At 68.5% G+C, this 24069-nt stretch carries 23 protein-coding genes; 9 read left to right on the forward strand and 14 right to left on the reverse strand.

The window, feature by feature from the left end; genetic code table 11:
• Positions 1–30: 30 nt before the first annotated feature.
• A complete protein-coding gene (locus ABZW96_RS16525) occupies positions 31–834 on the forward strand; it encodes a class I SAM-dependent methyltransferase (protein WP_355075383.1) in 804 nt (267 codons plus the stop codon).
• 52 nt (positions 835–886) lie between these two features.
• On the opposite strand, the gene ABZW96_RS16530 is transcribed toward ABZW96_RS16525, so the two are convergent.
• Positions 887–1387 carry a metallophosphoesterase gene (locus ABZW96_RS16530; RefSeq protein WP_355075385.1) on the reverse strand — a complete coding sequence of 167 codons (501 nt, stop codon included), beginning with the start codon at positions 1385–1387 and terminating at the stop codon, positions 887–889.
• Positions 1388–1595: 208 nt separating this feature from the next.
• On the opposite strand from ABZW96_RS16530, the gene ABZW96_RS16535 reads away from it, so the two are divergent.
• Positions 1596–1748, forward strand: coding sequence for a hypothetical protein (locus ABZW96_RS16535; protein WP_355075386.1), 153 nt, complete (start codon positions 1596–1598; stop codon positions 1746–1748).
• A gap of 38 nt (positions 1749–1786) precedes the next feature.
• Here the strand turns inward: ABZW96_RS16535 and ABZW96_RS16540 are convergent, their stop codons facing one another.
• The 4 genes from ABZW96_RS16540 to ABZW96_RS16555 all read right to left on the reverse strand — a co-directional run bounded on the left by ABZW96_RS16540 (position 1787) and on the right by ABZW96_RS16555 (position 5256).
• Positions 1787–2143, reverse strand: a complete 357-nt coding sequence (locus ABZW96_RS16540; RefSeq protein WP_355075388.1) for a hypothetical protein — start codon at positions 2141–2143, stop codon at positions 1787–1789.
• On the reverse strand, positions 2140–3015 hold the full coding sequence (locus tag ABZW96_RS16545; protein WP_355075390.1) for a DUF692 domain-containing protein: 876 nt from the start codon (positions 3013–3015) through the stop codon (positions 2140–2142). The genes ABZW96_RS16540 and ABZW96_RS16545 overlap by 4 nt, the downstream gene beginning before the upstream one ends.
• A complete protein-coding gene (locus tag ABZW96_RS16550) occupies positions 3008–3916 on the reverse strand; it encodes a TIGR04222 domain-containing membrane protein (protein WP_355075391.1) in 909 nt (302 codons plus the stop codon). Before ABZW96_RS16550 ends, ABZW96_RS16545 begins: the two co-directional genes overlap by 8 nt.
• A gap of 113 nt (positions 3917–4029) precedes the next feature.
• Positions 4030–5256 carry a helix-turn-helix domain-containing protein gene (locus ABZW96_RS16555; protein ID WP_355075393.1) on the reverse strand — a complete coding sequence of 409 codons (1227 nt, stop codon included), beginning with the start codon at positions 5254–5256 and terminating at the stop codon, positions 4030–4032.
• A gap of 170 nt (positions 5257–5426) precedes the next feature.
• Between ABZW96_RS16555 and ABZW96_RS16560 the strand changes: the two genes are divergently transcribed.
• The 5 genes from ABZW96_RS16560 to ABZW96_RS16580 all read left to right on the forward strand — a co-directional run bounded on the left by ABZW96_RS16560 (position 5427) and on the right by ABZW96_RS16580 (position 11317).
• Positions 5427–6896 (forward strand): AMP-binding protein, encoded by a 1470-nt coding sequence (locus tag ABZW96_RS16560; RefSeq protein WP_355075395.1) that lies wholly within the window; start codon positions 5427–5429, stop codon positions 6894–6896.
• A 100-nt stretch (positions 6897–6996) separates the two neighbouring features.
• Positions 6997–8817, forward strand: a complete 1821-nt coding sequence (locus ABZW96_RS16565; protein WP_355075397.1) for a DUF3556 domain-containing protein — start codon at positions 6997–6999, stop codon at positions 8815–8817.
• Positions 8818–8845: 28 nt separating this feature from the next.
• Entirely contained in the window at positions 8846–10252 is a 1407-nt protein-coding gene (locus ABZW96_RS16570) for an NAD(P)/FAD-dependent oxidoreductase (protein ID WP_355075399.1), read from the forward strand.
• 115 nt (positions 10253–10367) lie between these two features.
• Entirely contained in the window at positions 10368–10661 is a 294-nt protein-coding gene (locus ABZW96_RS16575; protein WP_355075401.1) for a hypothetical protein, read from the forward strand.
• Between the two features lie 83 nt (positions 10662–10744).
• On the forward strand, positions 10745–11317 hold the full coding sequence (locus tag ABZW96_RS16580; protein ID WP_355075402.1) for a GNAT family N-acetyltransferase: 573 nt from the start codon (positions 10745–10747) through the stop codon (positions 11315–11317).
• Between the two features lie 16 nt (positions 11318–11333).
• Here the strand turns inward: ABZW96_RS16580 and fadD11 are convergent, their stop codons facing one another.
• The 6 genes from fadD11 to ABZW96_RS16610 all read right to left on the reverse strand — a co-directional run bounded on the left by fadD11 (position 11334) and on the right by ABZW96_RS16610 (position 19101).
• Positions 11334–13163, reverse strand: coding sequence for a fatty acid--CoA ligase FadD11 (gene fadD11 / locus ABZW96_RS16585; protein ID WP_355075404.1), 1830 nt, complete (start codon positions 13161–13163; stop codon positions 11334–11336).
• Positions 13160–14125, reverse strand: a complete 966-nt coding sequence (locus tag ABZW96_RS16590) for a short-chain dehydrogenase/reductase (RefSeq protein ID WP_355075551.1) — start codon at positions 14123–14125, stop codon at positions 13160–13162. Before ABZW96_RS16590 ends, fadD11 begins: the two co-directional genes overlap by 4 nt.
• 8 nt (positions 14126–14133) lie before the next feature.
• Positions 14134–15600, reverse strand: a complete 1467-nt coding sequence (locus ABZW96_RS16595) for an NAD(P)/FAD-dependent oxidoreductase (protein WP_355075406.1) — start codon at positions 15598–15600, stop codon at positions 14134–14136.
• A complete protein-coding gene (locus ABZW96_RS16600; protein ID WP_355075408.1) occupies positions 15597–17099 on the reverse strand; it encodes an aldehyde dehydrogenase family protein in 1503 nt (500 codons plus the stop codon). The genes ABZW96_RS16595 and ABZW96_RS16600 overlap by 4 nt, the downstream gene beginning before the upstream one ends.
• Positions 17100–17158: 59 nt before the next feature.
• Positions 17159–18145, reverse strand: a complete 987-nt coding sequence (locus tag ABZW96_RS16605) for a PDR/VanB family oxidoreductase (RefSeq protein WP_355075552.1) — start codon at positions 18143–18145, stop codon at positions 17159–17161.
• Positions 18146–18207: 62 nt separating this feature from the next.
• Entirely contained in the window at positions 18208–19101 is an 894-nt protein-coding gene (locus ABZW96_RS16610; protein WP_355075410.1) for a metal-dependent hydrolase, read from the reverse strand.
• A gap of 96 nt (positions 19102–19197) precedes the next feature.
• Between ABZW96_RS16610 and ABZW96_RS16615 the strand changes: the two genes are divergently transcribed.
• Both ABZW96_RS16615 and ABZW96_RS16620 read left to right on the forward strand, forming a co-directional pair.
• On the forward strand, positions 19198–19830 hold the full coding sequence (locus tag ABZW96_RS16615; protein WP_355075412.1) for a TetR/AcrR family transcriptional regulator: 633 nt from the start codon (positions 19198–19200) through the stop codon (positions 19828–19830).
• 540 nt (positions 19831–20370) lie between these two features.
• A complete protein-coding gene (locus tag ABZW96_RS16620; protein ID WP_355075414.1) occupies positions 20371–21897 on the forward strand; it encodes an NAD(P)/FAD-dependent oxidoreductase in 1527 nt (508 codons plus the stop codon).
• Between the two features lie 28 nt (positions 21898–21925).
• Here the strand turns inward: ABZW96_RS16620 and ABZW96_RS16625 are convergent, their stop codons facing one another.
• Genes ABZW96_RS16625 through ABZW96_RS16635 form a run of 3 tightly spaced genes read right to left on the reverse strand, consistent with a single transcriptional unit; the run spans position 21926 to position 24065 of the window.
• On the reverse strand, positions 21926–22306 hold the full coding sequence (locus ABZW96_RS16625) for a hypothetical protein (protein ID WP_355075416.1): 381 nt from the start codon (positions 22304–22306) through the stop codon (positions 21926–21928).
• A 34-nt stretch (positions 22307–22340) separates the two neighbouring features.
• On the reverse strand, positions 22341–23288 hold the full coding sequence (locus ABZW96_RS16630) for an alpha/beta hydrolase (RefSeq protein ID WP_355075417.1): 948 nt from the start codon (positions 23286–23288) through the stop codon (positions 22341–22343).
• Positions 23289–23306: 18 nt separating this feature from the next.
• Entirely contained in the window at positions 23307–24065 is a 759-nt protein-coding gene (locus tag ABZW96_RS16635) for a glucose 1-dehydrogenase (RefSeq protein WP_355075419.1), read from the reverse strand.
• Positions 24066–24069: the final 4 nt, after the last annotated feature.

The raw sequence follows: 24069 nt of genomic DNA on the forward strand, positions 1-24069 counted from the left end.
GACGAGTTCCGGGACGAAGGGGGGCCGATCATGACCGAAGCAGCCGACGGGATCACAGACGACCTGTTCGCCGGAACCGCTTGGCACTACGCGCGCTACCGGCCGGACTATCCGCGGCGGTTCTTCGACGAGCTCGTCCGGCGCCTGCGTCTCGACGGCGCCGGACGCCTCCTCGATCTGGGCTGCGGCACAGGCCAACTCACCGTCCCGCTCGCGCGGCACATGGCCGACGCGGTGGGCATGGATCCCGAACCCACGATGCTCGTCGAAGCCGCCCGCCGTGCGGAAGCCGCCGGGGTTGCGAACGTCGCGTGGACGCAAGGCGGTTCGGCGGATCTACCAGCTGGGCTCGGCCGCTTCCGGCTGGTGACCATGGGCCGGTCGTTCCATTGGATGGACCGTGCGGAAGTCTTGGCGGCCCTGTCCGGCATGCTCGAGGAGAACGGCGCGATCGTGCTCGCCAACGACAGCTGTCTCGTGCGTCCGGCTACCACGTGGCAGCGAGCCATCGAAGAGGTCCAGTGCCGTTTCCTGCCGCCGGAACAGTGGTCGGGTAGGACGACGCCCGCCGAGGGCCAGGAGTCGCACGAAGACATCCTGGCTCGATCGTCCTTCCCGCATGTGCACCGGGTGGTCCACGAATTTCAGCGTTCGTGGACGATCGAGCAGGCGATCGGGTACCTCTACTCCACCTCGTTGCCGCTGTACCGGCTTCTCGGTGACCGGCGGGCCGCTTTCGAACAGCTGGTCACCGACACATTGCTGGCGATCGACCCGGGCGGATGTTTCATCGAACCGGTGACCCTGGAAGTGCTGACCGCGACCAGGCGCTGAGGCGAGTGCGCACCGTGGGAAGCCGGCGTTCGGAGTGCGGCGCGCCGAGAGGTCAGCGGTTCGGAACGGTGTGCAGCGTTACCCCGCTCAGCCGCCCGGACTGTATCCGCGCGGTGAGATAGGTGTGTTCCGGTTGGCGGCGGCGGTCGGTGGGCGAGCCGGGATTGAGCAAGCGCAACCCGCTGTCCGCGACGCTGTCCCACGGAATGTGGCTGTGGCCGAAGACGAGTACGTCGGTATCCGGGAAGTCCCGGGCGCAGCGTTCCTCCCGGCCCTTCGCGGGTCCGGTTTCGTGCACCACCGCCAGCCGGAGTCCGTCGAGTTCGGCGCGGGCGACCTCGGGCAGCCGCGCACGCAGCTCCGGACCGTCATTGTTGCCGTAGACGCCGACGAGACGCGCGCTACGTGCCTCCAGGCGGTCCAGCAAGGCGGCCTCCACCCAGTCGCCCGCGTGTACGACCACGTCGGCGGCGTCGACCTCGCGCCAGAGCAACTCCGGCAGATCCCGCGCACGCTTGGGCACGTGCGTATCGGAGATGATGAGCAACCGCATGGTGACCGGTCTACCACGGTTGCGGCGGAGCGCCGATTGTCCCGGTCATGGGGCAGACGACATGGCAGATTGCTTGTGTGATATCTATCACATCCCCTCGGGCTGCCCGGTCGAGATTGGACCTCCGGTCGTGGGTATGCCGGGCGTGACGGTGACGCAGTACAGCGCACCGGTGCGACAGTTTCCATCGCGTTGTCCGGGAGGGCTTGTGTCTTCGATGCTTTCGTTTCTCATGCTCATGCTGATGCTGCCGGGGATGGCGACCGTCGCTGCGTATGTGACGGTGGCGATCAGTGTGTGGCTCGAGGAGCGTCGCGACGCCGCCGACCCCGCGGTCCGGGTCGAAGCGCGCCGCTCGTAGGCCGCGGCCGGTCCGAAATCAGGGTCGGCCTATGCGCGTCACCGGCGCAACCAGCGCGTTACCCCCCGGCGGCGAGGTGCGGCCCTCCAGTCGAGACCGGTGGCGGTCGCGAAGGCGGCGGCGTCGGCGGAGGTGGTCGTCTTCGGGTGATTCCGTGCCCATGCCGTGAAACGGGCGGTGAAGTCACCCTCGCACGCGTGCACCAGCAGTGGGAAACGGCGTGCCACCTCGCCGGCGCGCTTGCGCAACAGCGCCTCCGCCGCGGCGCCGACGGCCTCGGCATCGAATCCGGGCGGCACCGTGGCTCCCGCGACGAGCGCACGCACCAGCGCTGCTTGCCGCTGGGCCAGCGTCGCGTCGTCAGGCGGCCGCGCCGGTCGGGACGCGGCGCTCACGCCAGTACCGCCCTGGCGCCCGCGGTGATCGGCGGGCGGTCGACGGCGGCCGCGATGGCGTCCAGTTCATCGAGCAATTCGGCCGCGAGCGGATAGTTGCCGTCGCGCTCCAGCATGATCGGCGCCGGACGATGCGCGGTGTATTCCGCCACGAGCGCGAGAACTTCGCCGGGAACCGGGTCGGTGTGGGTGTCGTGATAGCGGCCGCCGGATTCGTGACCGCCCGCGACGTGGCAATACGCCACGTGTTCGGCGGGCAGGCGAAGGAGCTCGGCGAGCGGGTCGCGACCGCGGTTGCGGGCGTTCGCGTAGACGTTCGCGAGATCGAGCAGCAGCCATACCCCGGTGCGTTCGACGAGTTCGGACAGGAATTCCGCTTCGGTGTATTCGTCGTCGGGCCAGTCGAACAGCGTCGCGATGTTCTCCACCGCGAGCGGGACGTCGAGCGCCGCCTGGGTCCGGGCGATATTGCGGGTGAGTGCGTCCAGCGCTTCGCGGGTCCGCGGTACCGGTAGCAGGTGACCTGCCTCCAGGCCGCCCGCGCGTACGAAAGCGACGTGCTCGCTCACCAGCGGAGCCGCCACCGCCGCCGCGCAGGCCGCCAAATGCTCGACGCGATGGCCCGCGACCGGCTCCGCGCCGCCGAGCGACAGCGAGATGCCGTGCGGCACCACGGCGACGCCGCGCGCCCGCAGAGCGGCCAGTTCCTCGGGGATGGCGAGCTGCCCGGCGTGGCGGGGGTCCCGGGGTAACGACTCCGCGATGACCTCGCAGAATCCGAGCCCCGCCAAGGCGGCTATCACCCCGCAGATCTCGGGTCGCCAGCCGATACCGAGCGCGTCCGGTGGCAGCGGGCCGGGGCGCTCATCCACCGCAACCGCCGCAGCCGCCGCCACAGCCGCCGCCACATCCGCCTCCGTCCCCGCCACTGTCGCCCCCGCCGTCCCCACCGCCCGACGCGCTCGGCGGCGCGACTGCCTGGGCAAGTCCGGGATCGAGCGCGACGAGCGCACCGATGCCGAAAACAGCTGCCGCGAGTGCCGCGCTCTCGGCGCCATAGGTCGCGTAGGAAGGCGAATTGCTGGGCCGCAGATACCGATTGCGCTCCGACGCGGCGTCCCGGGCACGCACACCCAGCGCGGTGAGCCGGGGCTTGCGCACCACCAACCAATAGCCGAGCGCCTGCGCGATCACCAGCACCACCAGCACCCCGACCGGGTTCCCGTGCGAGGCGCCCGCGATGATCCGCACCACGCCGAGCGCGCCGGTGACGAGAAGCGGCATGCCCGCGTCACGCAGACCGCGGCGCATGTCGGGCCCGGGGAAGTACCCGAGGTCGACCATCCTGGTGCGCAGCGCGTCGAGCGACCCGCCGACGATCGCGCCGACGGTCTTGCGCTGCCCCGCCGCCAGCCGGTCGTACACCGACACGGTGAACGGATCCAGCTGCCCACGCTCCTGCGCGGTGAGTGCGCGAACCGGCGCGGCGCCAGAATCGATCGCGTCGACGCCGCGCAACCGCGCCATCGCCGCGAGTACGGCGTTCTGGTCGCCGTACAGCATTCCCAGCTCGGGCGAGGTCAATTCCGCGCCCGGCGCGGCGACCGCGTCGGTTTCCGGATCCGCGCCCGTCACCCGCGATCGCAGCCAGATCCCCACGAACAGGGCCACCAGCACGAGCGGTATATAGACGGCGAGGAACTGCGGCCCGGAAATACCCCAGGTATCACCGGCAGCGACAAGTCCGTCCGAGCCCACCCCGATCACTTTCATCTCCCACCTCGGAATCGGTCCAACCTGCTCCAAGTATCGGGCCGCCGCGGCTCACACGCCACAGCGAATCGCCGTGGCGCGCATCGGCAGCGGTCGTGACCCGACGGCCCGGCTCACTTCACGCGGCCGAGGCCGAGTTGCTCGGCGAGCATCAGGGCGATCTCGGTCTCCAGCCGATTCACCGTCAACGGATGACCGAGCACCTCTTCGGCCCTGCGTATCCGGTAGTGGACGGTGTTCTTGTGGACGTGCATGCGCGCCGCGGCGTCGGTGAGGCTGCCGCGGGCCTCCAGATACGTCTGCACCGTCTCGCGCAGACGAGCGGTGGTCTCGTCGTCGCGCATGAGATCGCCGAGCACCCGATGGACCCACGCTCTCGTGTCGGGCAGATGGTCGATGAGCAGGCTCGCCAGCGCCACCCGGGAGTGCACGGTCAGCGGACGACCGGGGTCGGCGAGCAACGCGAGGCCACGAGCGCGCTGGGCATCGCGGAAGGTCTGCCGGAACCCGGCCAGTCCGGGGCCGGGATCGCCGATCGCGACGCGAATTCCCGGGCGGCGGCGCAGTTCTCGCTCGAGCAGGTCGGCATCCAGTGACGGTTTGCCGACCGACGATATCCACGCCCAGCAGTTCTGCTCGTCGACCAGGACCGTCAGCGGGTGTTTGCCGGTCGCGGTGGCGAGCATCGACGTACCGGCGCGCAGCAGTTCGATCGATGCCGCGCCGGGTTCGGGCACCCAGAGGACGGCGGCCATATGCCACCCCCGCAGCGAGGCGGACAACATCTCCTCCGCGGAGGCCACGTCGAGGTTCTCGGTGTCGAGCACCGCGCGGATCTGGGCCGCGCGGGTGGTGTCCGAGCGCGCGTCCCAGCGGCGTCGTTCGCTCTCGTAGATGTCGATGACACCTTCGATGACCTGGTCGATGTAGCTGTTGACCAGCACGGCGACCCGGCTGGTGGTCGCCAGGGCGAGATCGGCGGGTGTCTCGGCACGCCGGAGCGCGGCGATGGTCTGCTGCATGAACATGTGTTCGCCGAGGCGGTACGCGCGCAGCAGGGCCTCCAGGGACATCCCGTGCTGGGCGAACCGGCGAGCGTACTCGGCGGCGGCGGGCGGCACGGTGATGTCGTCGCGCGAGATGCTCAGCATGAGCATGTCGAGGATCGCGGTGAGGTTGGACGCGGTGCTGGCGATCATCAGCCGTCGCACTTCGTCGTCGTGGCGGAATTCCGGGATCACCTCGGCGAACATCGCGGTCATCTCGGCGGTCAGCCGGTCCAGATCGGCTTTGACGCGTCCGGCGACATCGCGGATGGTCGTGTCCACGTCAACGCTCATGCCGGGACCGTACCGGAACCGGCGCGGCGGCTCCGACGCATTCCGCTTTCTTTTGTGCCATCGGCACAAAGCCCGCCGAAAACTCTGGGATGCGGGCCCGTAGCCGGGTTCTCGCACCCGATCTAACTTGGATTGTAATCCCCGTCACCCCGAAGTAGGTGAGGACATAAGTGCAGCACGTTGTGGAAATTCCGGAGGTCAGGGCGACCTGGAATCCGTCCGGCCCCTGTATTGCGGACGACCGCGAGCAACTCGACAATCAGACTTTCGTGAAACGGGTACGTACGGCCGCAGCCGTCCTGTACGCGAATGGCGTTCGTGAAGGCGACGTCGTCGCGGTCGTATTGTCGAATCGACTCGAATTCGTCGTCATTCTTTTCGCGGCATGGCGGCTGGGTGCCGCGGTCAGCCCCGTGAAGCCGGATTCGACCGTCGAGGAGGTGCGTTATCAGGTCGAGGACTGCCGGGCGAAGGTGGTCGTGACCGAAGGCGGACGCGAAGGTGCGACGCTGGATGTGACCGAGGTGGCCGGACCGGGCGCCGAGGTCGCCGGGCCCGAATCGGCGCAGGTGGATCCAAGCGCCGCGGCGCTGATCATCTACACCAGTGGCACCACCGGGCAGCCGAAGGGCGTCGTGCTCGACCACGCCAATATCGCCGCCATGTGCGCGATGCTGGTCGGGGCACTGGCATTGAACGACACCGACCACAGCTTGCTGATCCTGCCGCTGTTCCACGTCAACGGGATCGTGGTGAGCGTCCTGTCGCCGCTGCTCGCCGGTGGCCGGGCCACGATCGCGGGCCGATTCTCGGCTTCGGCGTTCTTCGGCATCGTGGAACGTGTTCGTCCGACCTATTTTTCGGGCGTTCCCGCGATCTACGCGATGCTCGTCGCGCAGCCGGAGAGTTCGGCGCCGGACACGTCGTCGTTGCGCCGTGCGATCTGCGGAGCCGCGCCGATGCCCGCGGAACTGATCGCGCGGTTCGAAACGCGTTTCGGTGTTCCGATCGTCGAAGGCTACGGACTGTCCGAGGGTACCTGCGCGTCGACGCTGAATCCGCCCGGCGGACCGCGGAAGCCGGGCACGGTCGGGCGGCCACTGCCAGGGCAGACCGTGGCGATCATGGATGCCGACGGTCGGGTCGTGCCCGCCGGGACGAGCGGGGAAGTGGTCATCCGGGGTGCGAACGTGATGCGAGGCTATCTCGGCCGACCCGAGGCGACCGCGCACACGGTGGTCGACGGCTGGCTGCATACCGGTGACGTCGGCTATTTCGACCCGGACGGATACCTGGTGCTGGTCGACCGGATCAAGGACATGATCATCCGGGGTGGCGAGAACATCTATCCCAAGGAGATCGAGAACGTCCTGCACGCCCATCCCGCCGTTCTGGAAGCCGCGGTGGTGGGGGCGCCCGATCCGGTCCTCGGCGAGGTACCGGTCGCGCATGTGGTGACGATGCCCGGCGCGCGGGTCGATGCCGCGGATCTCGTCGAGCACTGCCGGAGAACTCTCGCCCGCGCGAAGGTTCCGGTGTCGATCGAACTCACCGAAGCGCTGCCACGGAATCCGGTCGGCAAAATCGACAAACGAAAGCTCCGCGCGCTGGTCGCCGACGCGATCGTCACCACCACATAGAAACAATCCGCTCGGCGGTGAGCGGAACTCCCATGATCCGAACCGCATTCGGCCGGGTCCTCGCATGCGCTTTATTCATCGGATAAGAAAGGTCCGAACAATGGGATTCAAAACAGCGGATTTCCCGCCCGTCGACGTGACGACGTTCCTCGAGCAGCCGTTGCGGGAGCGGATGAGAACTTTGGCCCTGCATTGGGTCGAATTCGGTTTCGGCTCGCCGAGGATGATCCACACGATCTATCTGCTCAAGGTTCTGCTGGTCTCGGCGCTGGGCGGCGTCGCCGTGGCGACCTGGAGTTCCGGCGTCGGCCCGTTCTGGGATGTCGCGGCCTGGTGGAACGAGCCGATCGTCTACCAGAAGCTGGTGCTGTGGACCGTCTTGATCGAGGCGCTCGGCATCGCCGGGTCGTGGGGGCCGCTCGCGGGCAAGTTCAAGCCGATGACCGGCGGAATCATGTTCTACGCCCGCCCCGGCTCGATTCGCCTGCGGCCGTGGCGACGGGTGCCGTTCACCGGCGGTGACACCCGCACGGTGGCGGATGTGCTGCTGTACCTGGCGTTCCTCGGGACGCTCCTGGCGGCGATCGTGCTGCCCGGCGTGCCGAGCGCCTCGCTGAGCGCGGCGCTGCCGGACAACACCTCCGGCCTGGTGAATCCCGCGCTGCTCGTCGCTCCGATCGTGCTGTACGTACTGTGCGGCTTGCGGGACAAGACGATCTTCTTGACCGCGCGCGGCGAGCAGTACCTGCCCGCATTGGTGTTCTTCGCGGTGCTGCCGTTCGTCGACATGATCATCGCCGCCAAGTTGCTGATCTGCGCGGTGTGGATCGGAGCGGGCGTGTCCAAGTTCGGGCAGCACTTCACCAACGTGGTACCGCCGATGATCTCCAACAGCCCGGGCGTGCCCGCCAAGTGGATCAAGCGGCTGCACTACCGTGACTTCCCCAGGGACATCCGGCCGTCGAAGGTCGCCTCGTTCATGGCCCATGTCGGAGGCACGACCGTCGAGATCGTCACGCCGCTGGTGTTGCTGTTCTCCACCAACCACTGGCTGACCCTGGCCGGAGTGGTGCTGATGGTGGTCTTCCACGCGTTCATCACCTCGACGTTCCCGCTGGCGGTGCCGTTGGAGTGGAACGTCCTGTTCGCCTACCTGAGCATCTTCCTGTTCCTGGGCTTCCCCAACGGGGGCGGCTACGGTCTGGCCGACATCTCCTCGCCGTGGCTGGCCGTGGCGATCGTCGCGGCGCTGGTGTTCTTCCCGATCCTCGGTAATCTGCGCCCCGATCTGGTGTCGTTCCTGCCGTCGATGCGCCAGTACGCGGGCAACTGGGCCTCGGCCCTGTGGGCCTTCGCGCCCGGTGCGGAGGAGAAGCTGAACACCATCGCGCACCGGCCCACCGTGAACCAGATCGACCAGCTGCGTGCGATGGGTTACCCGCCCGAGGTCGCGGAGATCACCATGCAACAGACGATCGCGTGGCGCTCGATGCACAGCCAAGGCCGCGGCCTGTTCTCCCTGCTGTACACCCACATTCCCGATATCGATCGCTGGACCGTGCGGGAAGCGGAATTCGGCTGCAACTCGCTGATCGGGTTCAACTTCGGCGATGGTCACCTGCACAATCTGGACCTGATCGAGGCCGTGCAGTCCCGAGTGGGGTTCGCTCCGGGAGAATGGATCGTGGTGTGGGTGGAATCGCAGCCGATCCACCGCGGCGTCCAGGAGTATCAGGTCATCGACGCGGCGCTCGGCGTCGTCGAACGCGGCACCTGGCGAGTGCGCGACGCGGTCGAGGCGCAGCCGTGGCTGCCCGACGGCCCGATCCCGCACGAGGTGACGTGGCGGCGCGCGGGCTACACCGTGCCGACGCCGCTGGAGGAATCGACTCGGGTGCTCGCGCCGCAGACGGTCGGCTGACGGTCGGCCACGAGGGACGGAGAGCGACATGAGCAGCGCAGTCGTGGTCGGCGGCGGCCCCAACGGTTTGGCCGCGGCCATCACCTTGGCCCGAGCCGGTTGGGACGTCACCGTGCTGGAGGCCGCCGACGAGATCGGGGGCGGCACTCGCACCGGCGAGGCGATCGTGCCCGGTCTGCTGCACGACCACTGCTCGGCCATCCACCCGATGGCGGTCGGCTCTCCTTTCCTGCGCGGTCTCGACCTGGAGCGCTACGGATTGACCTGGGCCTGGCCGGAGATCGACTGCGCCCATCCGCTCGACGACGGCACCGCGGGCGTGCTGCTGCGCTCGGTCGCGGAGACCGCGGCCGGGCTCGGCGGTGACGGCCGTGCGTGGCGACTGCTGTTCGAGCGGACGGCGGCGGGCTACGACCGGATGAGCCCCGACATCATGCGGCCACTGCTGCGTGTGCCGCGCCACCCGGTGCGGCTGGCGCGCTTCGGGATTCCCGCCGTGGTTCCGGCCACGCTGCTCGCCGGACTGTTCCGCACCGAGCAGGCGAGGGGGTTGTTCGGCGGCGTCGCCGCGCATGCCTTCCACCCGCTGCACCGGCCGCTCAGCGCGAGCATCGGCCTTGGCATCCTCACCGCGGGCCACGCCTACGGCTGGGCGGTCGCCGCGGGTGGATCGCAACGGATCACCGACGCCATGGCGGCGGCCCTCGGCGACCTCGGCGGAAAGATCGAAACGGGCGTGCGGGTGCGGTCGGTGTCCGATCTGCCGCCGGCGGAACTGACCATGTGGGACCTGGCGCCGACCGCGGTCGCGGAGATCCTCGGCGACCGCCTGCCGCCTCGAATCCGGAAGTCGTATCAAGAGTTTCGTTACGGCCCGGGTGCCTGCAAAGTCGACTTCGCGGTGCACGGCGGCGTGCCGTGGACGGCGGAGGCGGCGCGCCGGGCGGGGACGGTGCACCTCGGCGGCACGTTCGCCGAGATCGCCGCCACCGAACGCGAGATCCATCGCGGTCGCATGCCCGAACGACCTTTCGTACTGGTGGGGCAGCAATATCTCGCCGATCCGCAACGTTCGGCGGGCGACATCCATCCGATCTGGGCATACGCTCATGTCCCGCACGGCTATCCCGGCGACGCCACGGCGGAGATCACCGCCCAGATCGAACGCTTCGCCCCCGGTTTTCGCGACCGCATAGTCGGAACCAGCGTGCGCAGCGCGGCGGAATTCGCCGAATACAACCCCAACTATGTGGGCGGCAACATTATGACCGGCGCGAAGGACATCACACAGCTGCTGTTCGGTCCGCGTAGGACCCTGCAGCCCTATGACGTAGGCGTGCCGGGTCACTACCTGTGCTCGGCGGCCACACCGCCGGGCCCAGGGGCGCACGGGATGTGCGGCGTGAATGCCGCGCAGCGGGCGCTCCGGCGTTGACGAGCCCGGCCATCGTCTCGATCCTCGCCCTGGCCTGACGCTGCCGCGGCGACACCACCGGCTGGTCCGGGGTGACCAGCGGTTTCCCGCGGGATCACCCGGGCAATCGGTCACCATGGATGCGGAAAACACCAATGCAGCAGACACGTCGTCGAGCAGCGCACAGCGTTTCGGCCGAGTCACGGCGGATGATCTACGCCGGTTGCTGGCCACCGGCCAACCGGACGCGTACCTGGTCCTCGAGGAAGGGCAGATCAGACTCGAAGGTGCCTTCGGGTCCGAGCCGCAAGGAATGCTCATCCTGTCGCGGGCCGAACTGGCCGCCCGGATCGGAGAGGACCCGGACGCCGCCGCACTGACCGAGACCGCCGCCGAACTGGACACCGAAGTTCGTCTCCGGGGTGCCTGAAACGTCGGCGGCCCGTGCGGCCGGCTATGGATCTGCCGGAAATCGCTTTGCACGGTCACGTGCCGGATGGCCACGATATCGGTATGAGCATCGAACCGTGCTCGGCGCTCGCACCGGGCGTCGTGCCACCGGAACGGATCGAACTGGACGAGCTGCTGTTACGGCGATGGCAGCCGGAGGACCTGCTGCCGCGACTCGAGGCGATCAACGCCTCGTTCGACGAGATCCACCCCTGGATGGACTGGCTCGCCGAACCGGCGACACTGGAGAGTCAACGCGCTTTCGGCCGGGAGACGGACGAGAGCTGGCCCAGCGCCGCAGGCAGTTTCAACTTCGGCATCTTCGCCGCCGACGGCAGCGTGCTCGGCGCGGTCGGTCTGCACGATCGGCTCGGCTCGCGAGCTGTGGAGATCGGCTACTGGTGTCACACCGCGCACTCCGGCCACGGGGTGATCACTCGCAGCGCAGCTGCCTTGACCCGTATCGCCTTGGCACTGCCGGGCGTCGACCGTGTCGAGATCCACTGTGACGAGGCGAATGTCCGCAGTGCCGCGGTAGCCCGGCGGCTCGGCTACCGGCTGGACCGGATCGAGCCACGCGAAAAGCGTGCGCCCGCGGAGTCCGGTCGTGGGATGTACTGGATCAAGGAGCGATGATCAGCCGCCGGTTCGCTCAGCCGGTGGCAACCGGGGCGGCGACAGGCCCGGCGGGTTCGTGGACATCCGGGCCGAGGTCAGTTGCGTAGAGTCCGGCGATTTCGGTGGCGTATTCCTCGGCGATCACCCGGCGCTTGAGTTTCATCGTAAGGGTGACTTCGTCGCCGCCCGCTTCCCAGAAGGTGGGCAAGACGCGGAACCGCTTGACTTGCTCCACCCGCGAGAGCTTCGCATTGCCCGCGGCGATGCCTGCGGCGATCTGCTCGATGACGCCGGCGTCGGCCGACAAGGCCGCTGCCGAGCAATCGGGCAGGTCGTGCCGCTCGGCGTACGGTCCGGCGGTTTCGGCATCGAGGACGAGGAGCGCGGTGTTGTAGGGGCGGCCGTCGCCGATCACCGCGATCGCCCCGATCAGCGGTGTCGCCGCCTTGATCGCGTTCTCGATGTTGGTGGGGGACATGTTCTTCCCGGCGGAGTTGATGATCAACTCCTTCTTGCGGTCCACGACCCTCAGATATCCGGCGTCATCGATGGTGATCACGTCGCCGGTGCTCAGCCAGCCCTCGGAGTCGACGGCCTCGGCGGTCTTGCCGGGCTCACCGCGATAGCCCTTCATCACGAGCGGGCCGCGGACGTGGAGTTCACCGTCGTCGGCGATCCTGGCCCGCATGCCGGGCAACAGTTTGCCCACGGTGCCGAGTCTGGCGTCGCCGGGGTGGCTGACGCTGCAGATGCAGGTGAGTTCGGACATGCCCCAGATCTCGGCGATCGGGATCCCGAGCCCGGCGAAGAATCCGAGCGTTTCGGCGGGGATCGGCGCGGCGCCGGACATCGCCCAGCGGACGCGGTCGAGACCGAGTTTCGCGCGCAGCCCGGACAGGACGAGTCGATCGGCGCGTGTCCACTCGGCGGCGACGGATTCGGGCACCGCCTCCCCGGCCAATTGATGAGCGCTGCGCTGGGCGGCGACCGCCAACGCCCACCGCAACGCGGCCTGGCGCTGCTCGCCGGGCTCGTTGGCGACCGCGAATTCGATTGCCGCTTTGAGCTTTTCCCATACCCGGGGCACGGCGCCCCAGATCGTGGGGTGCAGGTCGGCCAAGGCGGCGCTGATCCCCGTCGGATCGGCGACGCAGGTCACCTGGGTACCGAAGACCTCCTGGAAGTACAGCGCGGTCAGCCGGTCGGCGATGTGCGCGGTGGGCATGTAGGACGTGATGGTGTCCCCGAACCGGATGCCCAGCACCTGATCGACGGCGTAGCACTCGAACATCAGGTTCGCGTGCGTGGTCTCCACCCCTTTGGGATCGCCGGTGGTGCCCGACGTGTAGATCAGCGTCGCGACGTCGTCGGGCTGGACCGCGCGCCACGCGGCGTCGAAGTCGAAGTCTCGCTCGCCCGCGGCGATGACCTCAGCGACCGACAAAGTGCCCTCCGGGGCGTCGTCGACGCAGACGATGTGGTCGAGTTCGACGCCGCTCGCGCGGACCTGTTCGACATATCCAGGCTCACAGATCAGCACGCGCACACCGGCGTTGTCCAGAACGTACGCGATCTGCTCCGGCGACGCGGTGTTGTACACGGAGAAACTGGTGGCGCCGAGATGCTGCGCCCCGACCTCCAGCGGATAGAACTCGATGCGGTTGGACATCATCAGGGCCACCGTGTCGCCGCGCCGGACGCCCAGTCCCGACAGCCCGGCGGCGATCAGCCGGACCCGCGTCGCGTACTCGCGCCAGGTGAGGGTGGCGGCGTCGCCGGGAGTGCGGAGCGTGATCGCGTCGGGATCGACGGCCGCGTTGTGCTGGAAGGCGGCGGGGAGCGTGTCGAAGCGTGGAGTGCTCACGAGAGGGATTCCTTCGGGTCGGACGGCGCATGCTGCGGCCGGACCGTGCTGAGTGGAGATGCGATGGGCGACCTGGAGCCGTCGTGACCGGCATACGGCGACGGTGTCGTGCGTGCTTCGACCTTGCGCAGCAGGTCGTGCACGCGGCGGTCGTGAGCGAGTGCGCTGTCGAGCACGACATTGACCGCCCCGCGCAGCAGCGCGTAGGGCTCCCACCCTGCCGGTGCGATGGTGCGCGCGGCGCGACGCTCGATGCCGTCCGCGATGGTCCTGGCCGCTTGCGCCGCCGAGATGCGCGTGTTCAACGGCCACGGCAGCAGGTCGTCCAGCTCACGGCCGAGTTCGTCGTGATCGAGGGTGTCGTGGGTCATCCGGGTGTCGACGATGCCGAAATAGGCGATGCCCGCCGAAGCGCCGAAGGGCGCCAGTTCCACCCGCAACGCCCGACCCAGCTGTTCGACCGCGGCTTTGCTGATCATGTACGGGGCTCCCGCCATGCCGGGAGCGAACGCCGCGCACGACGACACCACGACCACATGACCTTCGGCGGCGACGACGTGGTCGAGCGCCGGGCGCACGGTGTTGAACACACCGGTGAGGTTGATGTCCATCACCCGGTCGAAGTCCTGCCCGTCGAGCGTGCGCACCGTCGCCGGGCGGGGCACCACGCCCGCATTGGCCACCACCACGTCCAAGCGGCCGAAATGGTCGGCGGCCCGGTCGACGACCGCCCGCATCGCCGAGCGGTCGGCGACGTCGGCGGCGATGGCGAGGGTTCGATCGCCCAATGCGGCGGCTGCCGCGTCGACCGCGTCCCGGTCGAGATCGACCAGCACGACCGAGGCCTGCTTGTGGTGCAGCAGCGCCGCCAGTTCGCTGCCGATGCCGCGCCCCGCGCCGGTGATCAGCACGGCCCTGCCCGCGACCGAATATCCGCGCCGCCCCCTGGCGATCCGGAGCATGTCGCCGATCACCGGGTCACCTCGTAGGCCGCGGTGTCGAATCGGCTGGTGCGCTGCCGGTATTCGAAGCTCCAGTTCGGGTAGAGACCGGCATTGAGCCCGTCCGGCGTCTGGTAGTAGCTCTGGCATCCGCCCGTGAGCCATACCGTCGACGAACTGCGGCGAGCCATCTCCGCGACGAAATCGGCCTGCGCTGCCGGTCGCACCTCGATCCGGCGCGTTCCGCGGGAGCGCGCGTCGCGTAAGGCGTCGACGATGTAGGCGATCTGGGATTCGATCATGTAGATCGCGGACTGGTTACCGGCGGCGCCGAACGGACCGAGCGTGCAGAAGAAATTGGGGAACCCGGACAGCGCGACACCGAGATAGCTCTGCGGTCGTTCCCGATAGAGCTGCGCCAGCGTTCGCCCGTCGCGCCCGACGTAGCGCTCGTAGGCGGTCGGGATCGAGGTGAAACCGGTTCCGAAGATGAGGGTATCCACCGCGTGCTCACTGCCGTCGCGCAGCAGAATCGAGTGCGGCCGGATCTCGGCGATCGGCTGGGTGACCACGTCGACGTTCGGCTGGTCGAGTGCCGGTAGGTAGGTGTCGGAGAAGATCGCTCGTTTGCAGCCGATGACGTAGTCGGGGGTGAGCTTCTTGCGCAGCTCGCGGTCGCGGACCTGCCGCAGCAATTGCAGTCGGCCCAGCGCTTCGTACGGGTGCCGGAAGCGCTGATCGACCAGCGAGATGAGCCCGAAGGTCTCGATCGCCGCGTAGAACCCGCCGCGAATGGCGCGCTGCGCCAGCGGGATACGGCGCAGCAGCCGTCGCTCGAGTTCGAGGGTGCTGCGATCCATGCGCGGGACGATCCAGGGGGCCGATCGCTGGAACAGCAGCAGCTGGGCCACCTTCGGCTGGATCTCCGGCACGAACTGCACCGCCGAGGCGCCGGTGCCGATCACCGCGACCCGCTCGCCGGTGAGATCGTGATCGTGGTTCCAGTGCAGCGAATGGAAGGACGTGCCCGCGAAGGAGTCGATGCCGGGCAGCCGGGGATACTTCGCCTCCGCGAAGAGCCCGGTGGCCGATAGCAGGAAGTCCGCGGTCAGCGTGCCGCGCGAGGTCTCGATCCGCCAGAGCGAACCTTGCTCGTCCCACCGGGCGTCGAGCAGTTCGGCGCCGAACCGGATGTGGCGGACGACATCGTGTTCGATGGCCACCGAGCGGATGTAGTTCAGGATTTCCGGCTGCCGTCCATAGGTGCGCGACCACTCCGGATTGGGTGCGAAGGAGTAGCTGTAGAGGTGGGACGGCACATCGCAGGCACAACCGGGATAGGTGTTGGCCCGCCAGGTGCCGCCGAGGTCGTCGGCGCGTTCGAGGACCACCAGATCGTCGAATCCGGCCTCGCGGAGTTTGATCGCCAGGCCGATGCCGCCCAGACCCGCGCCGACGATCGCGATGGGGGTGTGTTCGATCGGATCGGAGGTCACTGGCGCTTCCTTCCGTGCAGGACCGCGGTGAGCAGGTCGACGACCATGTCCACGCGGTGGTCGCGCCGGAACGAGGTGAGCGGCAACGGGGACGGGAAACGCTGGCGCGTGGTGGCTTTGGCGTAGGTGAATTCCCTGAGCCCGTCCGGCCCGTGCACGCGGCCGAATCCGGAGGCGCCGACGCCGCCGAGCGGCAGCGCGGGAATGGTGGCGTGCGCGACGAACGCGTTGATGGAAATGCCGCCCGCCCGGATGCGGTCGGCGATGTCGCGCCCGTTGCGGCGGGCGAACACGGTGCCGCCCAGCCCGTAGGCGCAGCGGTTGACCAACTCGACGGCCTGGTCCATGTCCCTGACCTTGGTGACCGTCAGGGTGGGACCGAAGGTCTCCTCCGTCACCGCGGACGCGTCCTCGGGGACGTCGACGAGGATGGTCGGTTGGACGAACTGACGATCGATGGCATCCGGGCCGCCGAGCACCGCCCGGGCGCCGCGCGCGACCGCGTCCTCGATGTGGCGGCGAATGATCGCTAGTTGCTTCGGCATCGTGATGGGGCCGATCTTCGAATCCGCCCTACCGGCGTCGATCTGTCCCGCCGCCGCCACCAGTTCGACGAGGAAGTCGTCGTAGACGTCGGCGTGGACGTAGACCCGCTCCACGGCCAGACAGGTCTGCCCCGCGTTGGACAACCCGCCCCACACCGCCGCGCCGGCGGCGGCGGAGAGGTCGGCATCGGCGTCGACGATCAACGCGTCCTTGCCGCCGCACTCCATCAGCACCGGCGTGAGGTTCTCCGCGCACGCCGCGAGGACGAGTTTGCCGGTGGCCGTGGATCCGGTGAACCCGATTTTGCCGACGCCGCTGCGGCACAGAGCGTTTCCGGTGTCGCCGAGCCCGGTGATCACTTGCAGCACCGGCTCGGCGGGCATGGTGCGTGCGAATGCCTCCGCGAGCCACAGCCCGACGCCGGGGGTGTATTCGCTGGGTTTGAACACCACCGCGTTCCCGGCGGCCAGCGCGAAGGAGATGGAGCCGAGCGGAGTGAAGACCGGGTAGTTCCACGGTCCGATCACGCCGACCACGCCGAGGGGGAGGTATTCGACCGTGGCCGCGTGGTTGAGCGTCAGCATGCTCGACGGCACGGAGCGACGGCCGAGCACCTTCTCGGCGTTGCGGGCCGCCCATCGCAAGTGTTCGAGGGCCATCGCGATCTCCAGTTTGGCGTCGGAGACCGGCTTGCCCATTTCCCGGTGGATGATCTGGGCCAGTTCGTTACGGCCGGTGGCGATCTGGGCGCGCCAGGCGTCCAGATGCCGAGCGCGTCCGGCGAAGCCGAGATCGTGCCACCAGGTCGCGGCCTCGTGGGCGGCGGCGACGGCGGTGTCCACGGCATGGCGGTCGTGGACCGGGTAGGTTCCGACCACCTCGCCGGTGGCCGGATCGTGCACGTCGAAGGTCGACACGACCGACGGTGCGTGATTGTCGGTGGAGACGCTCATCGGGTCGTCTCCCTCGATCGGCAACGCATAGACAACGCTGTCCCTTTCCTATGACGGTCTCAGAGGTCGACCACGAGGTGTTCGCCCGCGGCGCGGGAGACGCAGACCAGCATCTGGCTCTCGCGTTCGGCCGCGGTGAGCACGCGATCACGGTGGTCGACGGCGCCGGAGACGACCGCGACTTTGCAGGTGCCGCAGAATCCCTGCCGGCAGGAGTAAGGGGTGTCCGGCAGTGCGCGATGAATCGCGGTGAGCGCCGTTTCGTCGGCCGCGACCCGGACGGTGGTCGCAGTGCGCGCCAGAGTGAGGTCGAATTCCGCGCCGTCGACGACCGGGAGCGCGGAGAACCGTTCGGTGTGCAGCGAGGCCGTCGGGTTGAGTTCGAACAGGCACCGCCGCGCCGCATCGAGCATCGGCGGCGGCCCGCATACGTACACCGCCGCACCGGGTTCTGCGCGCGCCAGCAGTGCGGCGACATGCGGAGGGCCGAATTCGTCGTCCGGCCTGACGTCGGCGCCGGGCAGGTCGGCCAGGAACGGCATGGTCTCGCGTGAGCGGCCGACGTACACCAGGCGTCCACGCGCGCCCGCCGCCTCGACCATCGGCATGATCGGGGTGATGCCGATGCCACCGGCCAGGAACAGATACGACGGCGCTTCGACGAAGGTGAACGCGTTGCGCGGCCCGCGAATGCGCAGACGGTCGCCGACTCGCAGCGAATGATGGATCTCCCGCGATCCGCCGCCCCCGTCGGGAATGAGCCGCACCGCGATGCGATACCGGAACCGGTCGCTCGGGTCGCCGCACAGCGAGTACTGGCGCTGCCGTCCCGAGGGCAAGAAGACATCCACGTGCGCGCCCGGCCGCCAGGTGGGCAGCGGACCGCCATCGGCCGCGCGCAGTGTCAGGCTCACCACGTCGGCGGCTTCGCGTTCGATCCCGGCGATCGTTACGTCCGTATCGAAGCCCGTGCGGCGCACCGTGTTCGGGCGGGACAGGAGTGCGGCGGTGCGTCCGGTGACGAACACCTTCCGATAGATGTCCATGACATCGCCGATCAGGCGCAGTCCCCCGGTCGCCGAGCGCTCGGCCAGGGTGGGTGATCCGTTCATCGGTGCGCCGCCCGCGCGGCAGGCGAGTGCGCCAGATAGCGCAGGGCCTTGTCCATCGGACCCAGCTGGGACGGATGGAAACCCGGCCGCAGGTACCGCGGCATCTCGGTGACGAAGACCGTCCACTTCGGGATGACGCCACGCCGGGTCGCGCTCCAGAACTGCAGGCCCCAGAACCGGCCCTTCTGCGGCGACGGATCCTTCCGGTAGAGATAGGCGGTGGAGACGATGAACAGCGGAAGCAAGGTCGCGCTGGCCAGGATCGCCGTGCGGGCTTTCCGTGCGTAGCTGCCGTCGATATGCATGAAAGCGTCGTAGACGACGCTGCGGTGCTCCACCTCTTCGGCGCCGTGCCACCGGACCAGGTCCAGCATCGCCGGATGCATGCCCTTCTCCTCGAGGATGTCCGCGTTGAGCAGCCATTCCCCGAGCACCGCTGTGTAGTGCTCCATGCCCGCGAACAGACCCAGCCGTTCCTTGAGCCACTCCTCTCGCGCCCGGCCGGTCAATCCGTGGTCACCGAGGATGCGATCGACCAGCCAGGCGACTTTGCCGACGTAGGAATCGACGTCCAACCCGATCGATCGCAGGTGGGCGCGCGCGGCTTCATGACTGTTCGCGTGCATGGTCTCCTGCCCGATGAACCCCGTGACCTCCTCCCGCAATCGTTCGTCATCGATGTGCGGCAGGGCTTCGGCCAGTGCCTGCGCCATGGCTCGTTCCCCTTCGGGCAGCACCAGGTGCATCACATTGACGATGTGGGTGGCCAAGGCCTCGCCCGGCACGTAGTGCATGGGCACGGAGTCGAAATCGAAATGGACGTCGCGCGCACGGATGGCATGCGCTTCGTCGCGATACCGGCGCTGCGTCGCGCCTGCCTGCTCAGCCATGACCCGACCGTACAGAACAACAAATCGCATTGCAATGTTGCAGCAACAACTCGGGCTGGATGTTGCAGGATGGATCCGTTTTGCTAGCGTTGGCCCATGTCCACCGCGTCGAAGGCCACTGCGAGCAGCGAGAATGTCGCCGGTACCCTCGTCACCCGGATCCTGGACGCGGCTCTGGTCCTCTTCGAGCAGGTCGGCGTCAAGAAGACGACGATCGAGGAAGTGGCGCGGAAGGCGGGGGTGGACCGGGTGACGGTCTATCGCCATGTCGGTGGCCGCGACGACCTGGTGCAAGCCGTGATCAGTCGAGAGGTGGCCGCGGTGCTCGCCGAGATCACCCAGATCGCCGACCGGCACGACGAGCTCGGCGATCTCGTCGCCGACATGTTCGTCACCGTGATCACCCGCTGGCGCACGAATCCGCTCGTCGACCGCATGCTGGCGCTGGAACCGGCGCGCGTTGTCCTGAAACTCACCGTCGATGGCGCGGGCCCGTTCGCGATGTCCGTCCACGCGACGGTCACCGCGCTCGAGCGCGCTGTCGAACGGGGAATCCTGCCGCCCGCAACGGATCTGACCACTCGTGCGGAAATCGTGTGCCGGATCGTCCACTCGCTGATCCTCGCGCCGCACGGGCTCGCTGAACTCCGGACCGACGGGCAACTCGACGATTTCGCGCGCACATACCTGGTGCCGGTGGTGGCCGGACCGAACGTCGCGCCCCGCTGACACCGGACGCGCCGGACCGGTCGCTCCGTGGAATGCCGCGCGCGGATGTCCAACGGACGAACGCTCAGTTGTACCGCGGCAACCGCTGTCGATTTCGTCCGGTGTTCCGCGAAAAACGCTGCGCCGGAATTCGTTCAGAAGACGCCTTCGTCCACTTGGCGATCCCGGATGTGCCGTTGACCAGCGCCACGTCGAATCCGTCGCGTTCGGCGAAACGGTCCTCGGCATCTCCCCGCGCTCTCGTTGCGACGGGACGATCGGCCGTACCTGCGACAAGGCCCGGCAAATAGCGGAGAGTGTGCTATTTGACGGGCGATCGATCGCGAACGACCGCGTGGTGAATGGGGGACCGCGACCGTCAGCGGATCGTCGAACATCGTCCCGTTGATCATGTGATGCGCGGTGTTTCACTGTGGCCCCGTACTTCTGGCCTACACCGTCCAGCGGTCAACCACCCGGAAGTGTTTCCATCCAGAAGCCTTCAGCCAACGAAGAGATGAGGTAGCTGCATGTTGACTGTGTGACGATGAAGGAGGAGGGGTGGCGATCTCGATGACCTACAAGGTAGCTGTCGTCGGAGCGGGTTTCGGCGGCATCGGGATGGGAGTCGGGTTGCGGCGAGCCGGGATCACGGATTTCGTGATCTTCGAGCGGGACGGCGACGTCGGCGGGGTTTGGCGAGACAACACCTATCCGGGCTGCTCCTGTGATGTGCCGTCCCACTTGTATTCGTTCTCGTTCGCGCCCTACCGAAGTCGGCGCATCCGATATCCGCGCCAGGCGCAGATCCTGGAGTATCTGCGTGGGGTCGCCGCCGACCACGGTTTGGTTCCGCATCTGCGATTGGGCACCGCGATCAGGGAAGCCAGCTATCTGGAAACCGAGGGCGGGTGGGAACTGACCACCTCCGACGGGCGGCGTGTGGTCGCCGAGGTGGTGATCTTCGCCGTGGGCCAGCTGCACCGGCCGAGCATTCCCGATCTCGCGGGCCGGGCGGATTTCGCCGGACCGTCGTTCCATTCCGCGCGCTGGGACCACGACCAGGACCTGCACGGCAGGGACGTGGCGGTGATCGGCACCGGCTCCAGCGCGGCACAGATGTTGCCGACCCTGGCCACGAGAGCCCGGCGGGTCCGCGTCTTCCAGCGCACGCCGCACTGGGTACTGCCCAAACCACCCGCCGACTTCGGGCCGCTCGCTCGAACGGCGCTGCGGCTGCCCGGCGCTCACCATCTCTATCGCCGAGTCCTGTACTACGGCTCCGATGCCGTGCTCGCGCCGATCATGCGCCGAGGTTGGTCGGCGCGGCCCGCCGAATGGGCTGCCCGGCGGTACCTGCGCAGCCGGATCGCGGACCCGCGGCTGCGGGCGAAACTCACCCCCGACTATCCGATCGGGGGCAAGCGCATCATCTTCGACAGCCACTATTATTCGGCCTTGGCCCGCGAGAACGTCGAGCTGATCACCGACCCGATCGCCCGGATCACCCGCGATGGAGTGCGCACCGCCGATGGTGCACACCATCCCGCGGATGTGATCATCTACGCCACCGGTTTCCGTGCTCCGGAGTTCCTGGTCCCGATCACCGTGCGTGGACGCGGGGGCGTGCTGCTGCACGACCAGTGGCGTTCCGGAGCGACCGCGCTACTGGGCATGGCGGTTCCCGGCTATCCGAATGCCTTCCTGATCGCCGGGCCGAACAGTTTCAACCCCGCGGGCAGCAATCCGGGAATGAAGGAGTGTCAGGTGGACTACATCGTTCGTTGCCTGCACTGGCGTGATCGGATCGGCGCGTCCGCCATCGAGGTCAGGGAAACCGCGATGCGGGAACATCAGCAGTGGCTCGAGCAAGCGGTCACCAAGACGGTGTGGCCCGCGATGGGACCGAACTGCTGGTACAAACACGACAGCGGGCGCGTCACCAACCCGTGGCCCGCCTCGGCGCGTGCCTTCGATCGCGCATTACGGCGACCGCCGTCCGAATCGTTCCGTGCGGTTCCCCCCGATCCGGCGAACCCGACAGATCCGGCCGCATCGGAACCGGCCGCCGGAATCCACTCCGAGTGACAATGCCCGGCCGAGCCGTATTTCGTTGCTACTCGGATGTTTCCGCTCGCTGGGCCGGATTCGCACCCGAGATCGGTTCATAGAGGGCGATGTGCCAGGCGGAGCCGGGCGTCGGCCGTATCACGGCGCGGCGTTCGTGCGGTCCGATGACCGGCTGCGCGGCTTCGAAACCTCCGGCGCGCAGCCGGTTCAACGCGGCATCCAGGTCGTCCACCTTGATCGCGAGGAACGGGCTGTCGTCCTCGCGGTCGGTGCCCGCGAGCATCACGCGGACGCCATCGCTGTCGAACTGGGCCCAGCGGTCGCCGTCGACGACGGTGGGTTCGGTAGCGAGGACGGCGGCCAGCAGTGCCACCGTGGCGGGCAGGTCGTCGGTGGGGTAGGCGGGGCCGATCCGTTGGATGGTCATGGGTGGGTCCTAACAGTGCGTGGTGCGGGCTCGTTCAGGAACGCCGCTCGGCGTGGGCGGCGCGTACGACCTCGTAGGTGGCGGTGTTGGCCCGGACCGCCTCGGGCAGGTCGTCGGCCATGCTCAGGAAGCCGTGGAACATGCCGTCGCAGCGGTGGATCGCCGCCGGGACACCGGCTCGCCGCAGCCGCTGCCCGTAGTCCTCGCCCTCGTCGCGCAGCGGATCGAACTCCGCGGTGACGATGTGTGCGGGCGGGAGCCCGGCCAGGTCGGCGGTGAGTGGGTTGGCGTACGGATCGGCGCCGTCGTGCGAGCCCAGGTACTGACGCCAATACCAGCGCAGGTGGGCGGCGGTGGTGAAATAGCCGTCGGCGTTGTCGCGGTAGGACGCCGTGGCGCAGGCCGGATCGAGCATGGGATACAGCAGCAGTTGCCGGGCGATCTCGGGGCCGCCTCGATCGCGTGCCATCAACGTGGTCACCGCGGCGAGGTTGCCGCCCGCGCTGTCCCCGGCCACGACGAGGCAGGCGGGATCGCCGCCCAGCGATTCGGCGTGGTCGGCGACCCAGCGCAGCGCCGCGTACGCGTCCTCGGCCGCCGCGGGGAACCGGTGCTCGGGCGCCTGCCGGTAGTCCACCGACACCACGATCGCCTCCGCCCCGACGGCCATGGCCCGGCAGAACCGGTCATGGCTGTCGAGGCTGCAGATCACGAATCCGCCGCCGTGGCAGAACATCACGATCGGAGGCGGCTGCACCGCCGCGGCGGGACGATAGACGCGGACGCGGATCTCGGGTGCGCCCGGCGGGCCGGGAATCAGTCGATCCCACACCTCGGCGACGGGAATCGGATCGATGACCGGCGCGGGACGGGCGGCGAGCAGCCGCCGGGCCTCGGCGGCATCGAGCACTTCGGAGCCCAATTTCGGGAACGCGGCGCCCGCGGCCTCGACGATCGCCCGCGCCTGTGGTGTCAGCGGCATCGCGGCTCGCCCCTTTCGCTACTGCTCGAGGTCCGGTGGCAGGAACTTGCCCGCCGCCAGGCCGCCGTCGATCGTCACCTCGGCGCCGGTGATGTAGGCCGAGGCGTCGGAAGCAAGGAACGCGACCAGCTCGGCGACCTCCTCCGGCGCGCCGGTGCGTTGCAGCGGCAGGGAGGGGAAGCTGCCGGGGCCGGTGGTCAGGTACGGGACCATCGGGGTCGCGATCGGGCCAGGATGCACCGAGTTGACCCGGATTCCGGCCGGGCCCAGTTCGAGCGCGGCGGTCTTGGTCAGCCCGCGCAGGCCCCATTTCGAGGAGCCGTAGGCGGAGTGACCCATCAGCCCCTCGAGGCCCGCCTGCGAGGAGATGTTGACGATCGAGCCGCCGCCCGCCCGCGTCATCGGCCCGATCGCCGCCTGGATGCCGCGGAACGGACCGACCAGATTCACCCGCAGGATTCGCTCCAACTCCTCCGGCGCGGTGTCGCTCAGCGGCTTCGCGGTGTAGATGGCGGCGTTGTTCACCAGGACGTCCAGCGTGCCGAACGCCGAAACCGCCGTGCCGACGGCGGCCTCCCAGTTGTCACCGCTGCCGACGTCGTGCCGGACGAAACGTGCGGCGGCGCCCAACGATTCGGCCAGTTGCGCGCCTTCGGCTTCCAGCACGTCGGTGATCACCACCCGGGCGCCGCGCTCCACGAACAGCCGCGCCTCGGCGGCGCCCTGTCCTCGGGCGGCGCCGGTGATCAGGGCGACCTTCCCACTCAGGTCAACCATGTCG

Source organism: Nocardia sp. NPDC004168, from assembly GCF_040610355.1.
In the GTDB taxonomy this organism is placed as follows: domain Bacteria; phylum Actinomycetota; class Actinomycetes; order Mycobacteriales; family Mycobacteriaceae; genus Nocardia; species Nocardia sichangensis.